Raw genomic sequence first — 14283 nt, 5'->3', positions numbered from 1 at the left:
GCGCGCACCACACAATCCATCCCCCCTTTTTGGGGGATTTTGGGGTGGGCGAATTTTCGTTACGTTGTTCGGATGTGGCGGCGTTTAAATCGGGCCCGTGGTCGGATGAGTGACCGGGTGCGGACGCGGCCCGGCTGTTGCACATCTCATGGACGTCATCATTCAACCGACGGTGTCGGCGGCCACCAACTGGGTGGCGCAAATCATCGCTGAAGCGTTGCGGGCGAACCCGCGACTGGTTTTGGGCCTGGCCACGGGCCGCACGATGGAGGCGGTTTACGCCCGGCTCGTGGCATTGCACCGGGAGGCGGGTCTCGATTTCTCCGGCTGCCGGACGTTCAATCTCGACGAATACGTGGGACTGCCCGGCGCACACCGGAACTCCTACCGGCATTACATGAATCATCACCTGTTCCAGCAGGTGAACATTGACATGCGGAACACCCATCTGCCGGATGGCATGGCGCGCGATCTGGAGGCGGAATGTGCGCGCTACGAGCAGCTCATCCAGCAGTGCGGCGGCATCGATCTGCAATTGCTCGGCATTGGTCGGAACGGCCATCTGGGGTTCAACGAACCGCTCTCAGCACTGCGGTCGCGGACGCGCGTCGAGGCGCTGTCACCGGTGACGCGGGAGCAGAACGGCCCGTTGTTCACCCCGCCCGATGAAGTGCCATGTCGCGCCATCACGATGGGTGTGGGCACCATTCTGGATTGCCGGCGGTGCGTGCTGCTGGCCACCGGCGCGGAAAAGGCCCACATCGTGGCGCAGGCGATCGAAGGGCCGCTCACCAGCCGGGTCACGGCCACGGCTCTGCAATTGCATCACGATTGCACCGTGGTGTTGGACGAAACGGTCGCGGGCCGGCTCCGCGAACCCGACCGGCACCGGCGGATGCCGGCGGAAGGAACTGCGCCGTCGCGCGGAGTCACTCCGGTTTCGCTTCGGACAGTTTGAGGATCGCTTCGGTGCGATTGCGCACACGGAGCTTCTTGTAGATGTTTCGCAAGTGCGCGCGGATCGTGTCCACGCTCAACCCGAGACGATCAGCCGCTTCCTTATACAACAGGCCCTCGGCCATGAGGCTGAGCACTTCCTGTTCGCGGTTCGTCAGGTTGGGGTTGTTTTCCACATTCTGCACGGCGGGTGTGGGCGGGGCGGGAGCCGGGCCGTCACCGTCAAAGAACTTCACCAGGCGCCGGGCGATGGGCGCACTCATCGGCGAACCACCGCCATGCACCTCGCGGATGGCCTCCAGAATTTTGTTGGGTGCGGTGTGCTTGAGCAGGTAACCCGAGGCGCCGGCGGCGAAGGACGCGAAAATCCGGTCGTGGTCCTCCATCGAGGTGAGCATGATGATTTCCGTGTCCGGCAGCTTCCCGCGCAGCGAGCGGATGGCGGAAATGCCATCCATGCCGGGAAGCTGAATGTCCATCAGCAGCACATCCGGCGGATTTTTGGGGAGATTTGTCAGCGCCGATTCGGCATCGGAATAGACCCCGCCACAGCGAAACCCGGGCGAGCGCTTCAGGAGACCCTCCAAACCAATCCGGACGACCGGCTCATCATCGACAATCGCCACACCGATTTCGGAATTCGGTTGTTTCAAATTCTCCGCTTGCACAAGTGATATGGTTGAGTTGTCCGCCCGGCCGGTTGACCGCCTTCGGCCTGCGCTGGCTCGTCGGGACCAACTGCCCGCCGTGCGCCGGCGCGGCTCCGTCCTTGACGAGGTATGCCCGCTGAACATTCGGGCAAAGGCGTCAGCCGGGCAAGTGGATTATGCCCGCTCTTGGGGGACAAAGGTGGACAAATGAAGGACATACAATCAAAATCCTCCCGGGCAGCTTCCGGGAAGCGGGCCGGTGATTCTCGACCTTTCCGGCGCCCTTGCCCGATCACCCGTGACCCAGCCTGAACACAGTGCCGTTACCCCCGGCGATGCGCCATCCGCGTCGCCGCGCTGGTTTGTGGCCCACACCAAGCCGCGCTGCGAAAAGAAGCTGGTGGACGCGTGCGGGCGGGAAGGATTGAGCGCAACGCTGCCCTGCCATCCCTCGGCCCACAAATACCGGGGCAAAACGGTTGTCTTCCAGAAGCCGCTGTTTCCCGGCTACGTCTTCCTGCACGTGCCGCCGCGCTGCAAGGATTTCCTGCGGCAGAACGATTACGTGGCCAATCTGCTTGAGGTGCACGATCAGGAAACCCTCGAACGGCAGTTGCACGAAATCTTGCAGGCCCTCGCCGCCGGGCTGGAAGTCCGCCTGGCGCCCAGCATCGGCGAAGGGATGCGGGTGCGGATCAAGTCCGGCCCCCTGCGCGGCGTGGAGGGCTGGGTCGAAAAGCGCTACGGGCTGGATACGGTGCTGCTGCGATTGGAGTTCATCAGTCAGGCCGCCGCCGTCCGCGTGGGGGCGGAGATTTTGGAGCCCACTTGAGCGTTCGCTCCACGGATTTCCCCCGGGCTGCCCCCGTAAAAATTGTTCCCTGCGTGCGGTTTCTTCCGGAGGCGTCGGTCAGCCGCGGCCTGCCACTTTTGTGTGGCTAGGCAGTTCACGGCTCTTTGTCCATTGTTGTGAGCGTCACGAACGGCGTGACGCCCGGGCAGCGCGGCCGGCCCACCAGTGTCCGCCGCGCAACGGGGTGCGATTCACAACATGAGCGCAGGGAACACAAATTACGAACCCACAGTGGTTGCCTCCCCGTCCGGGACGCTGGTGGCGGAGCGCGCCGCGGCGGCGGCGGTGCGGCAGGGGCTGCCGCTCTGGAAGCGGACGCTGGATGCCTTGGTGTTGCTGGTTGCCCTCCCGGTCTGGCTGCCGCTGGCGCTGCTCGTGGCGTTGGTGGTCCGCCTCGGGTCGCGCGGTCCGATTTTCTTCCGCCAGCCCCGCGTCGGTCAAAACGGCCGCACCTTCACCTGCTTCAAGTTTCGCACCATGCAAGTGAACGCCGAACAGGGGTCGCATCAGGACCACGTCAAGGCCTTGATTCGTTCGCAGGCCCCGATGGTCAAGCTGGATGCCGGACGCGACGGGCGGCTCATTCGCGGCGGCTCGTGGATCCGGGTGAGCGGGCTCGATGAATTGCCGCAAATCATCAACATCCTGCGCGGCGAAATGAGCCTGGTCGGTCCACGCCCCTGCATTCCCTACGAATACGAAATGTATGAGCCCTGGCAGCGGCAGCGCTGCACGGCGCCCCCCGGATTGACCGGCCTGTGGCAGGTCAGCGGCAAGAACCGCACCACGTTCACCCAGATGGTCCAGCTGGACATCGAATACGCGCGGCGCATGAGCCCGGGGCTGGATCTGTTGATACTTTTACGCACGCCGCTGGCAATTGTGCAGCAGGTGTGCGATCTGCGGGCCGCCAAGCGGGCCGCCAAACGAGCGGGCAACCCACCGAAGTCCGCGTCAAAAATCCCGACCGGAGTAGCCACTGCGGTCTCAACGCAAAGCGGAGAATAGTCATGAACAAAAAAATCAGAGTTGGTGTTGCCGGATGTGGTTATTGGGGGCCGAACCTGGCCCGTAATATCTCGCAGACGGCCGACTGTGAACTGGCCGTGCTGTGCGATGCCTCGGAACAGAGGTTGCGCCACATGAAGCGGCTCCATCCCGCAGCCGCGATCACGACGCGCTTCGAGGAGTTGCTCGCCAACCCCAACGTTGACGCGGTTCTGATCGCAACGCCCGTGCGGTTTCACCACGCCATGGCCAAGGCCTGTCTCCAGGCCGGCAAGCACGTGTTCATCGAGAAACCGATGGCCCGCACCGTGGCTGAATGCGAGGAGCTCATCGCGTTGTCCGAAAGCCGCGGTCTGGTGCTCATGGTCGGTCACACGTTCATGTTCTCGCCGGCGGTGAACCGCATGAAGGAAATCATCGACTCGGGCGACATCGGCAAGATTCGTTACATCTCCACGCAGCGCCTGAACCTCGGCCTGTTCCAGAAGGACATCAACGTGGCGTGGGATCTGGCGCCGCACGATTTGTCCATTATCCTGCACCTGCTCGAACAGCCGCCGCTGGCGGTTTCCTGCCAGGGCAGCTGCCACCTGGCGCCCGGCATCGAGGATGTGTCGGCCATGTATCTCACCTTCAAACACCAGTGCTGCGCCATGGTGCGCAACAGCTGGCTGGACCCGAAGAAGGTCCGGCAGATGACGGTGGTGGGCTCGCGGCGGATGATTGTTTACGACGACACGGAACCGCTGGAGAAGCTCCGGATTTACGATGTCCGCGTCGAGACGCCGCCCCATTACGACACGTTCGCTGAATTCACCTATTCGTATCATCACGGCGACGTTTACGTGCCTTACATCAAGCAGGACGAGCCCTTGAAGATGGAGATGCGCCATTTTGTGGAGTGCATCCGCGAAGGCATCCAGCCGATCACCGGCGGACCGGAGGGCATGGAGGTGGTGCGCATTCTGGAAGGGGCGGACCAGTCCCTGCGCCAGAACGGAACGGCTGTTTCACTCGTGCAGCCGCGCCGGGCCATTGCCCACGGCTTGAACGGGCAGGGCAACGGCAATGGCGATGAACCCGTGGCGGAACCGGCGGCCAAAAATCTGGTGACCGCATGAATCCCAACGATGCCGCCACGATACGAGTGGCCCCGGACGTGAAGCTGGGCCGCAATGTCCGCCTGTTCGCGTTCGTGAACCTCTATGGCTGCGAGATTGGAGACGAAACGCGCATCGGCACGTTCGTCGAGATTCAAAAAGGCGCGAAAATTGGACAGCGCTGCAAGATTTCAAGCCATAGCTTTGTTTGCGAAGGGGTTACGCTTGAAGATGAAGTCTTCATCGGTCACGGTGTCACCTTCGTGAACGACTTGTTCCCGCGCGCCACCAACGGCGACGGGAAGCTGCAAAGCGAGGCGGACTGGGCCTGTGTGCCCACGCGGGTGCAGCGGGGCGCGTCCATCGGGTCCGGCGCCACCATCTTGTGCGGGGTCACGATTGGCGAGGGGGCCATTGTGGGCGCCGGCAGCGTGGTCACCCGCGATGTGCCTGCTGGCACCATCGTTGCTGGGAACCCGGCCCGGGTGCTCCGCCGGGTGGAAGCTGCGGCCGAAGCGGCCTGTGTGTCATGATTCGCACAGCCAAACAGCAGAGCAAGGGAGCATCGCTCCTGGTCTTGGTGCGGGCCCGGATGCGCCGGGCGACGTCCGCGTCCCTGCCGTCGTCCGCGGGGCATGCCGGTTTGCGCCCCACGCCCAAGGTCATCGTTTCCCGCGGCTCCGCCGTCGCCCGCCCGTCTTAGGCTGGTTTGCCGCCGAGCAGCAGATCAGCTCGTGGTTGAGGGTTGCTCGCGCTGAATACATGCAGAGTTGGATCTTGTGCCAATCAATCGCACCCCGTGCGAATTGACGGGGACGAAGTCTGCCCGGATTTTTCCACCGCCTCGCTGCCACCCGACGCCACGCCCACGCCGTTTACGCAACCAAAACTCAATGCCCATGAACGCTCATACAAATCTGGTTCCAACCGCGGCGCGTCCTTCGGGTGCGACTGTTACAACACCTGACACTGATCGGAAATGGATGGTCCGCCGGTTTGCCGGTGTGTTGTTGCTGCTCTGCCTCGGCTGGGTGGCCGGGTGCAAGCAGGTTGAACCGGGCTGGACCAGCGTGCCCGGGCCCAGCGTTGCGCCGACCAACGCCGCGCTCGGCGCCGTGCCGCCCGTGCCGGTTTCACCCGCCACGCAACTGGTCGAAGGCGACGTCATTCAGGTGGCCTTCGATGTGGAGACCAATTTGAACGCCACCGCAAAAATTCAACTCGACGGGTCCGTGGTGCTGCCGCTCCTGGGCAGCCGGCCGGCGGCCGGCAAAACGCTGTCTGCCTTGCAGGCCGATTTGCAGCAAGACTACGGCCGGCTGGTCAAGAACAGCGAGTTGCGGGTCACGCTCGTCTCCTCCGTGGCCTGCGTTTACGTGTCGGGGGCGGTCTTGAAGCCGGGCCGCATTTCGATGGACCGGCCCCTTACGGCGATGGAGGCCATCATGGAAGCGGGCGGATTCGATCTGACGCGGGCCAAGCCGAGCAATGTCTCCGTGTTGCGCATCGAGAACGGCCAGCAGAAACATTACCGCGTGAATTTGAAATCCGCGTTGCAGGAAGGCGACACCCAGCCGTTCCAGCTGCAACCGTTCGACATCGTTTATGTGCCGGTGAAGACGTTCAATTTCTAAACACCGCGGCCGGTGGCCGGTTTAGAATTGATACGACAGGTCCAGTGTGACCGTGTTTTGCGTGTAGCCGCTGTTCGCCAGCTGGGAATCGCGGGTGGTCAGATGATACCGCACGCTCGTCCGGACATGGTCCAGAGGTTCAAAGGTCAAACCGACGCCGAACCCGTAAAGGTCGTAACTGGTCCCCGTGCCGCCCTGAAACTCGTCGCTCTTGCCGTAGGAAAAGTCGGTGTCCACGCTCGCGGTGCGGTAAAAGTTCCAGCTCAAAAAGTAACTGGCCGTCAGTTGCTGGATGTAATCACTGCCCGCGTTGAAGCCTTGCTGGATGTCGCGTTGGACGGAAAGCCCGTGCCGGATGTAGTCGGTCAAACGCTGTTGCGCGTCGAATCCAAAATAGTAGGAGGACAGGTTCTCGCTGGTCGGATGCGTGGGGTTCGGGTCGAAAGCATTGAAATTGGCACCGCCACGCGCACTCAGTTGAATGGCCTTCGTGATCTGCCAGGCGACAAACGGTCCCACGCTGTAGCTCGAGTTGTCCCGCTGCACGTCTGACTGATAATCCGTCAGGCTCGCGCTAACCTCGACGCCTGCGGTGGTGGCTTCGGCAAACCGGATGCCGGCCCGGCCCAGGAATTGTTCGGAGTTGCGATCGAGGTAGTCAAAATTGGTCGTGCCTCCCGATTCGGAGAAAAAGTTGTAATGCGAGTAACCCGCCTCCACCACGTAACGCGACGGCGTCCAGCGCACCCGGAGTCCGGCGGTGTTTTCGAGGCGCGGGAACTGCGCCACGCCGCTGCCGATCGTGGCCTGGCTCACCACTTCGCGCGAGTAGCTGAAGTTGTCGGAGAGGCTGAAAAGAAAATCCTTCACCTTGATGTCCCACGCAAAAACCGACGTTGGCGTGAGGGTGAAGCCGCCCAGGTCGGAATGGTTCATGTAGGCTTCGTAACCGAAGCCGGCGCCGAACGTGAGGCGGGTGGCGTCGGTGATCGGCCAGAGGGCCTGGACATTCAGGCTGGGCCGATGAATGAAGTCATCGTCGCCATCCGTCGGGCGGAGCGAAACGTTGTCGTTCCATTCCAGTTCGTAGGTGGCGCCGACTTGAAAGTTAACCGGTCCGGCGTGCAGTCCTTGTGCGGCGGACATGAATTCGGGCGCGGTGCGCGTCTCGTAGGCCTGGTCCTGGGCCACGGCGGTGCGAAGGGCGTCCTGGGCCAGCCCGGGGTGAACAACGGTGAAGAGGCCGGCCAAAACAGGGGCCAGTTGCCAGCCGGTCGCGGGTAACAATCGTTTGGTTTTCAAGCTATTCCTCGCTGGGTAGGCATGAGTAGGCGCAGGCTGGCGCCGTTGTCAATCTTAACCGGGCTGGCCGCCACGCAGCCGCCGGCGGGTCGAATGCGAGGAAATCGTTCTTTGGCGAACCATGCAAATGTCACGGTGCCGGACCAGCCGGCCGGCCGCCGACGTTCCGGGCGCCGGTTCGCCGGTGGCGGCACCCGGTTGCGGGTTGAATGATCATGGCCTTCCCGCTCTCCTTGATGATGGCACTCGTGCCTGAACAGGCCCGCCTGACGGGCTCGCCGGGCGGCGCTGTTGCGGGCGGGATGCCGGATGAGCCGGTGGTGCTGGATCCGTTGCAGGATCCGGCGGCGTGGGACGCATTGTTGGCGAACCACCCGCAGGCATCGTTTTTTCACACGGCGGCCTGGGCGCGGGTTCTGCATGAAACCTACGGGCACAAACCCTTTTATTTTTGCCGCCGCGGAGCCGGCGGAATGCTGGAGCTGCTGCCCGTCATGGAGGTTGACAGCCGGTGGACCGGGCGGCGGGGGGTGTCGTTGCCCTTTACGGATAATTGTCCGGCGTTGAGCGCGGGCGTGACGCATGGAGCGGGACGCCTGCACGAGGCGGCGGTCGCGTTGGGACGCCAGCGGGGTTGGAAATATTTGGAGACCCGCGGTGAAGGGGTTCGCCCCGGAACCCGGGCTTCGGTCACCTACTACGGCCATGCGCTGGACCTGAGCCGGGGGCCGGAAAGGCTGTATGCGGCCCTGCACCATTCCATCCGGCGGGGCGTGCGGAAGGCGGAACGGGCCGGTCTGAAAATTGAACGGAGCGCCACGCTGGAGGCGATGCGCGCCTTTTACGCGCTGCACTGCCTGACCCGCCGGCGGCACGGGGTGCCGCCGCAGCCGTTTTCCTTTTTTGAAAGCATCGTCCGGCACGTGTTCGCGACGGGGCGGGGCTGCATTTTCTCGGCGCGGCAGGCATCCGGCGTGGTGGTGGCGGCGGCCGTGTTCTTTCAGCACCGCGGGCGGGCCATTTACAAGTTTGGCGCCTTCGACCGTCGTTTCCAGGCGCTGCGGCCGAACAACCTGCTCATGTGGGAGGCCATCAAATGGCACGCGCAGAACGGGCACGCGACGTTGCATCTTGGCCGGACCTCGCCCTCGGCGTCGGGGCTGCGGCGGTTCAAGCTGGAATTCGGCGCCCGCGAAGAACGCATTGATTATTTCCGCTTCCATTTCACGCGCAACCGGTTCGTGCCGGCCGTCGATCATGCGGAAAGCTGGGTCACCCCGGTTTTCCGCTGCGTGCCGCTGCCGCTGCTGCGCTGGTTGGGCCGCATGATATATCCACATTCGTCTTGAATACCGCCTGCTCGTGAGCGACAGGCAAAACGAAGGTCATACATGAATCATTCCCCGCAACGAACCGCGTCCGCGCCGCCACCGCCCGGAGCGGCCCCGAGTTTCAACCTGGGCGACGTCTATTACATTTTGTTCCGCCACAAATGGAAGATCATCCTGGTCTTGCTCGCCAGCTGGGGCGTGGCGGCCGGACTTTACCTGTGGATGCCGCATTTCTACGCGTCGGAAACCAAGATTTTGATTCGCTACATATTGGAGTCGCCCTCCACCGCCGTCACCCAGCCCAATGCCGGCCCCGCCAGTCCCGTGGTCAAGTCGCCGGACGAACGCGGTGACAGCATCATCAACTCGGAGATTCAAATTCTCACCAGCCTCGACCTGGCCAAGCAGGTGGCCGAGAAAGTGGGGCCGGAAAAAATCCTCGCCCGCGCCGGCGGCGCCAAGGGGGACGGGCAGGACATCATCCGGGCCGCCAATATGATTGATGCCGGCCTGACGGTCGAAGCGCCGATGCGCAGCAGCGTGCTTACCGTCCGGTTCCGTCATCCGGATCCCGCGGTCGTCCAGCCGGTGCTCAGCACGCTGGTGGATACGTATCTCAAACGCAGCGTCGAGATCCATCAGGGCGGCGGGGCGATGGACGATTTCTTCCTGCGGCAGGCCGATCAGTTGCGCACGCGGCTGGCCCAGACGGAGGAGGATCTGAAGAAGCTCAAGGGCGACGCGCAGATCATTTCCGTGGACGACAGCAAACGCGCCTACATCCAGGAAACCACGCGCATCCAGGGCGAGCTGCTGGCCGCCGAGGCCGAACTGGCCGAACGCCGCGCGGCGCTGGATGCCTTGCAGCAGGCGCTGCCGACCAACCGCCCGGTGGTGACCAACGTGGCGGCCACGGCCAGTGTGCCACCCGATGTGCTGGAACAGTATCGCCGCAATGCGACCCGCCTGGAGTCGTTGCGCAACCAGCTCTTCGACCTGCGCGCCCGCTACACCGACCAGTATTTTCTGGTGCGCAGTGTGAAGGATGAGATCGCCACCGCCGAGGCCGCGAAGGCGAAACTGGAGGCGGACCATCCGTCGCTGGTCGCCCTGGCGCCGCCCGTTGCGGCCGGCACCAACCAAACGGTGAATCTGGGCACTGAAGTGCTGCGGGTGAACACGCTGCAGGCGCGGATTGACGTGCTGCGCGCGCAGCTCGAACGGGTCCGCGCCAGCGCCGCCAAGGTGGCCGATGCCGAGCCGGCCATCGCGCAGTTGGAACGCGCCCGCGACGTGGACGAGGCCAATTACCGCTATTACACCATCCGGTTGCAGCAGGCCCGCACGGATGAATCACTCGGGGCCGACAAATTCACCAACATCAGCATCGTGCAATCCCCGACGCCGCCCCTGCCGGACGGCCGGAAGCTCATGAAGCCGCTGCTGATGATCCTCGTCTTTGGGTGCGTGGGCGGTTTCGCCTGGGGCTTTGTTTCCGACCGGGTGCTCAACCCGACCATCAATCGCGTGGCGGACGTGGAACGGCAGCTGCCGGTTCCGTTGTTTGTTTCGGTGCCCGACCTGGGGTGGGGCAACGGTGGCTCGGTGAAAAAATTCCTTGGCCGTGAGGGCGCGGCGGCGGGGCATGCCGAGGCCGTGAAACCTCCCGGTCCCAACGGTGACCCGTCGCCTGCGGCCGTCGGCCCGTGGGATCCGGCCCACAAGCTGCGGCCCTACTACGAAGGCTTGCGCGACCGGTTGATCACCTTTTTCGAGGTCCGCAACATGCGGCACAAGCCGAAGATGGTGGCCATCACCAGTTGTGCGCACGGCGCGGGTGTCACCTCAATGGCGGCCGGTCTGGCGGCGGCCCTTTCTGAAACGGGCGATGGCAACGTGCTCCTCGTGGACATGAACCTCGAGCACGGGGCGGCGCATCCATTTTTCCAGGGCAAGCCCGGCGGCATCCTCTCGGATGCGCTGGAGAGCGCCACCCGCGACCCGGCCATGGTGCAGGACAATTTGTATCTCGTCAGTGTGCACGAACCCAGGAACCAGCAATTGCCGAGCGTGTTGCCCAAGCGTTTCATGCACCTGGTGCCGAAGATGAAGGCCAGCGACTACGATTACATCATCTTCGACATGCCGCCGGTCACGCAAACCAGCTTCACCGCGCGGCTGGCAGGCTACATGGACATGGTGCTGCTGGTGGTGGAATCCGAAAAGACCGGCCAGGGCATCCTCAAGCGGGCGCATGATTTGCTGAACGAGTCCCGGCCCAACATGGCGGCCATTTTGAACAAGCATCGCGCCTACGTTCCGCCCAAGCTGGCGCAGGAACTTTGAACCAACCGCCGGCAGGTCAATGTGGGTTGGTCCGGCGGGTGGGCAGAAAACGCAGGCCTTTTCGGGTTCGGCCAGGCTTCCTTCCGCGAAACAGTGCAGCCGCCCGGCGCCATTCAGAAGTGCGGGGAACGGCCGCACCTGGCGCTCAACAGCCGGTCCGCATGCGACCGGGCTCGCAATGCGGAATTTCGATGAAACACCTTCAACGCATGGGGTCGCCCACGCCTTTCGCCATCGCGAACGGAGGGGGACGAAGTCTGTCCGTTGAATCACCTCACCGGGTTTTCTGACGTCGGCTCATGGTTCGCAACCGCCTCTATTACTCGCTGAAGCCGCTGCTTCCCTGGTCCATGCGCATGGGTGTGCGCCGCTGGCTGGCCGTGCCCAAACGCCGGCGCACGACCGGCGTGTGGCCGGTCAAGCCGGGTTCGGAACGCCCCCCCGAAGGCTGGCCGGGCTGGCCGGCCGGAAAACAATTTGCCTTCGTCCTGTCGCATGATGTCGAGGGGGTGGCAGGGCTGCGCAAGGTCCGCCAGCTGGCCGAGCTGGAGCTGAGCCTGGGGTTTCGCTCCAGCTTCAACTTTGTTCCCGAGGGCGAGTATGCCGTGCCGGCCGAACTGCGGGCCTGGCTGGTGGCCAACGGATTCGAAGTGGGCGTGCATGATCTGCGGCACGACGGCAAGTTGTTTCAAAGTCGCGCGGCATTCGCCACCCAGGCGCGGCGCATCAACACCTACCTGCGCGAATGGAACGCCGCCGGTTTCCGGGCGGGCTTCATGCTGCACCGGTTGAACTGGCTGCATGATTTGGAAGTGCTGTATGATGCTTCCACCTTCGACACGGATCCGTTCGAGCCGCAGCCGCAGGGGCAGGGCACCATCTTTCCGTTCTGGGTGGCCAATCCCGCGCTGGCCGGCGGGATGGCGGAGGAACGGGAAGCGGCGGCCCGTCACCGGCCGGGTTACGTCGAGCTGCCCTACACCTTGCCGCAGGACTCCACACTATTTCTGTTGTTTCGGGAAAAGGGCCCGGCCATCTGGCGGCAAAAACTGGATTGGGTGGCGCGCCACGGCGGCATGGCCATGGTCAACGTCCACCCCGATTACGTGCAGTTTGACGGCCAGCGTTCCTCGTCCCGCACCTTTCCCGTGGAACACTACGCGGCCTTGTTGCGGCATGTCCGCGACCAATACCGCGACGCAGCCTGGACCGCCCTGCCGCGCGAGGTGGCGGCCTTCGCGGCGCCGCTGCGGCTCGCGCCGCCGCATCCGTCCCGGCGCGTGTGCATGGTCACCCACTCTTTTTACGAGAGCGACGGGCGGGTCACCCGTTACGCCGAGGCGCTGGCCGCGCGGGGTGACCAGGTGGAGGTGCTGGCCCTGCGCCGCAGCGAGGCGACGCCGGTGGCTGAAACCATCCATGGCGTGCGCGTATTGCGGGTGCAGGCGCGCCATGGCAAGACGGAACAAACGCCGCTCTCGCTGCTCCTGCCCATTCTCCGGTTTGGCGCGAAATGCGCGTGGCGGATTCATCGCCAGTGGCTGCGGGGTGAGCGTTACGATGCGTTTCACATCCACAACATTCCGGATTTTCTCGTCTTCACCGCCTTCCTGCCCCGCCTGGTGGGAACCCCCGTCCTCCTCGACATCCACGATCTGGTGCCGGAATTTTTTGGCAGCAAGTTCAAGGCGGGCAAATGGGCGCTGGTCGGGCCGATGCTCCGGCTCATGGAGCGGCTCTCCGCGGCCTTTGCCACCCACGTCATCGTGGCGAATGACCTGTGGCTCGACCGTTACACCGCGCGGACCGGCACCCGCGGCAAGTGCAACGCCTTCATCAACCATGTGGACGCCGGCTTGTTTGCGCCCCGCGCCCGCGCCCGTCAGGATGGCCGGATCGTCATTCTGTTTCCCGGCGGCCTGCAATGGCATCAAGGCGTGGACATCGCCATCCGCGCCTTCCGTCGCATTCGCGCGTCACTGCCGCAGGCGGAATTCCACATTTACGGCGACGGCAACATGAAGCCGCAGTTGGTGGCGCTGGCCCGGGAACTGGGACTGGACGGGAGCGTCCGGTTCTTTGAACCGCTGCGCGTGCAACAGATCGCGGGCATCATGGCTGACGCGGACCTGGGCGTGGTCCCCAAACGGGCGGACAGTTTCGGCAACGAGGCATACAGCACCAAGATCATGGAGTTCATGTCCTCGGGCGTGCCCGTGGTGGTTTCGAGCACCAAGATCGACCGGTTTTATTTCAATGACTCCGTGGTGCGGTTTTTTGAGTCCGGCAACGCGGACGCGCTGGCCGCGGCGTGTCTTCAGGTGCTTCAGGAGGAACCGCTGCGCCGCCAGTTGATCGAGAATGCCTTGAAATACGCGGACCAAAACAGTTGGGCGCGACGTCAGGGCAGCTACCTCGGCCTGGTGGATGCGCTCATCGCGGGCGACCGCCAGGTTGGCTTTCCGGCCGGGGCCGGGGCCGCACCGTCGTCGGTCGGGGACCGTCCGCTGGCCACTCCGCCGCAACCCCTGCCGGCCGAACCCTCGGTGGCGCCGTGAATGGCGCCGTCAAGCCGGCGCAGGCGGCTCGCGCCTTTGCCCATGACTCCTTTCCTCCAGTGGCTGAAATCTGCCGGTGATCCCACGCCGCAGGCGTGGCTCATCACCGTGGGCTATTTCGTGGCGATGGGGCTTTGCCTCCGCGCGGCCCGCGTGAGCCGGCGGAACGCCGGCGCTGACGCGGGCGTCTGGCGGATGCTGGCCGGGGTGCTGGGCTTGTTTGGGCTCAACAAACAGCTCGATCTGCAAACGCTGCTGATCACGGTGGGGCGCGCGGGGTTGTCGGCCGAAGGCTGGTATGGCGAGCGGCGGTTGCTCCAGAAATTGTTCGTCGCGGTGTTGCTGCTGGTTGCCGTCGGGGTGATGACGTGGGCGGCGGTGCGTCACGGTGCCTTTTGGCGCGTCCACTGGCTCATGTCGCTGGGGATGGCCCTCGTCCTTGGGTTCGCCCTGCTGCGCGCGGCGGAGATCAACCACGTCGAGCCGGACCAGCCGGCCGCGCCGTTCGGACCCCGCTGGCGCTGGTTGATGGAAGCGGCCGGTG

Annotated in this window: 12 protein-coding genes; 10 read left to right on the top strand and 2 right to left on the bottom strand. The window is 64.1% G+C overall.

The window, feature by feature from the left end:
- Positions 1-148: 148 nt before the first annotated feature.
- Positions 149-958: a glucosamine-6-phosphate deaminase gene (gene nagB / locus VFV96_17975; GenBank protein ID HEU5072295.1), complete on the top strand. Its 810-nt coding sequence runs from the start codon at positions 149-151 to the stop codon at positions 956-958.
- Here nagB and VFV96_17970 read toward each other — a convergent pair.
- Positions 930-1610: a response regulator transcription factor gene (locus VFV96_17970; protein ID HEU5072294.1), complete on the bottom strand. Its 681-nt coding sequence runs from the start codon at positions 1608-1610 to the stop codon at positions 930-932. The genes nagB and VFV96_17970 overlap by 29 nt on opposite strands.
- A gap of 361 nt (positions 1611-1971) precedes the next feature.
- Between VFV96_17970 and VFV96_17965 the strand changes: the two genes are divergently transcribed.
- The 5 genes from VFV96_17965 to VFV96_17945 all read left to right on the top strand — a co-directional run bounded on the left by VFV96_17965 (position 1972) and on the right by VFV96_17945 (position 6202).
- Positions 1972-2439: a transcription termination/antitermination NusG family protein gene (locus tag VFV96_17965; GenBank protein HEU5072293.1), complete on the top strand. Its 468-nt coding sequence runs from the start codon at positions 1972-1974 to the stop codon at positions 2437-2439.
- A 219-nt stretch (positions 2440-2658) separates the two neighbouring features.
- Positions 2659-3468, top strand: coding sequence for a sugar transferase (locus tag VFV96_17960; protein HEU5072292.1), 810 nt, complete (start codon positions 2659-2661; stop codon positions 3466-3468).
- Between the two features lie 2 nt (positions 3469-3470).
- The gene (locus VFV96_17955; GenBank protein ID HEU5072291.1) at positions 3471-4589 is read left to right on the top strand and encodes a Gfo/Idh/MocA family oxidoreductase; all 1119 of its coding nucleotides are present in this window, start codon (positions 3471-3473) and stop codon (positions 4587-4589) included.
- Positions 4586-5101 (top strand): acyltransferase, encoded by a 516-nt coding sequence (locus VFV96_17950; protein ID HEU5072290.1) that lies wholly within the window; start codon positions 4586-4588, stop codon positions 5099-5101. Before VFV96_17955 ends, VFV96_17950 begins: the two co-directional genes overlap by 4 nt.
- 366 nt (positions 5102-5467) lie before the next feature.
- Positions 5468-6202, top strand: coding sequence for a polysaccharide biosynthesis/export family protein (locus tag VFV96_17945; GenBank protein ID HEU5072289.1), 735 nt, complete (start codon positions 5468-5470; stop codon positions 6200-6202).
- A gap of 21 nt (positions 6203-6223) precedes the next feature.
- Here VFV96_17945 and VFV96_17940 read toward each other — a convergent pair whose 3' ends face one another.
- On the bottom strand, positions 6224-7504 hold the full coding sequence (locus VFV96_17940) for an outer membrane beta-barrel protein (GenBank protein HEU5072288.1): 1281 nt from the start codon (positions 7502-7504) through the stop codon (positions 6224-6226).
- A gap of 215 nt (positions 7505-7719) precedes the next feature.
- Between VFV96_17940 and VFV96_17935 the strand changes: the two genes are divergently transcribed.
- From VFV96_17935 to VFV96_17920, 4 genes are all read left to right on the top strand, one after another.
- Entirely contained in the window at positions 7720-8853 is a 1134-nt protein-coding gene (locus VFV96_17935; protein HEU5072287.1) for a GNAT family N-acetyltransferase, read from the top strand.
- Positions 8854-8895: 42 nt separating this feature from the next.
- Positions 8896-11181 (top strand): Wzz/FepE/Etk N-terminal domain-containing protein, encoded by a 2286-nt coding sequence (locus tag VFV96_17930; GenBank protein HEU5072286.1) that lies wholly within the window; start codon positions 8896-8898, stop codon positions 11179-11181.
- Between the two features lie 299 nt (positions 11182-11480).
- Positions 11481-13739, top strand: coding sequence for a glycosyltransferase (locus tag VFV96_17925; protein HEU5072285.1), 2259 nt, complete (start codon positions 11481-11483; stop codon positions 13737-13739).
- A 42-nt stretch (positions 13740-13781) separates the two neighbouring features.
- The coding region (locus tag VFV96_17920) for a hypothetical protein (protein ID HEU5072284.1) at positions 13782-14283 on the top strand (502 nt) is incomplete at its 3' end.

This window comes from Verrucomicrobiia bacterium (assembly GCA_035765895.1).
In the GTDB taxonomy this organism is placed as follows: Bacteria; Verrucomicrobiota; Verrucomicrobiia; order Limisphaerales; family DSYF01; genus DSYF01.
Note: the sequence above shows the minus strand (reverse complement) of the source record. Positions and strands in the feature narration are given on the sequence as shown.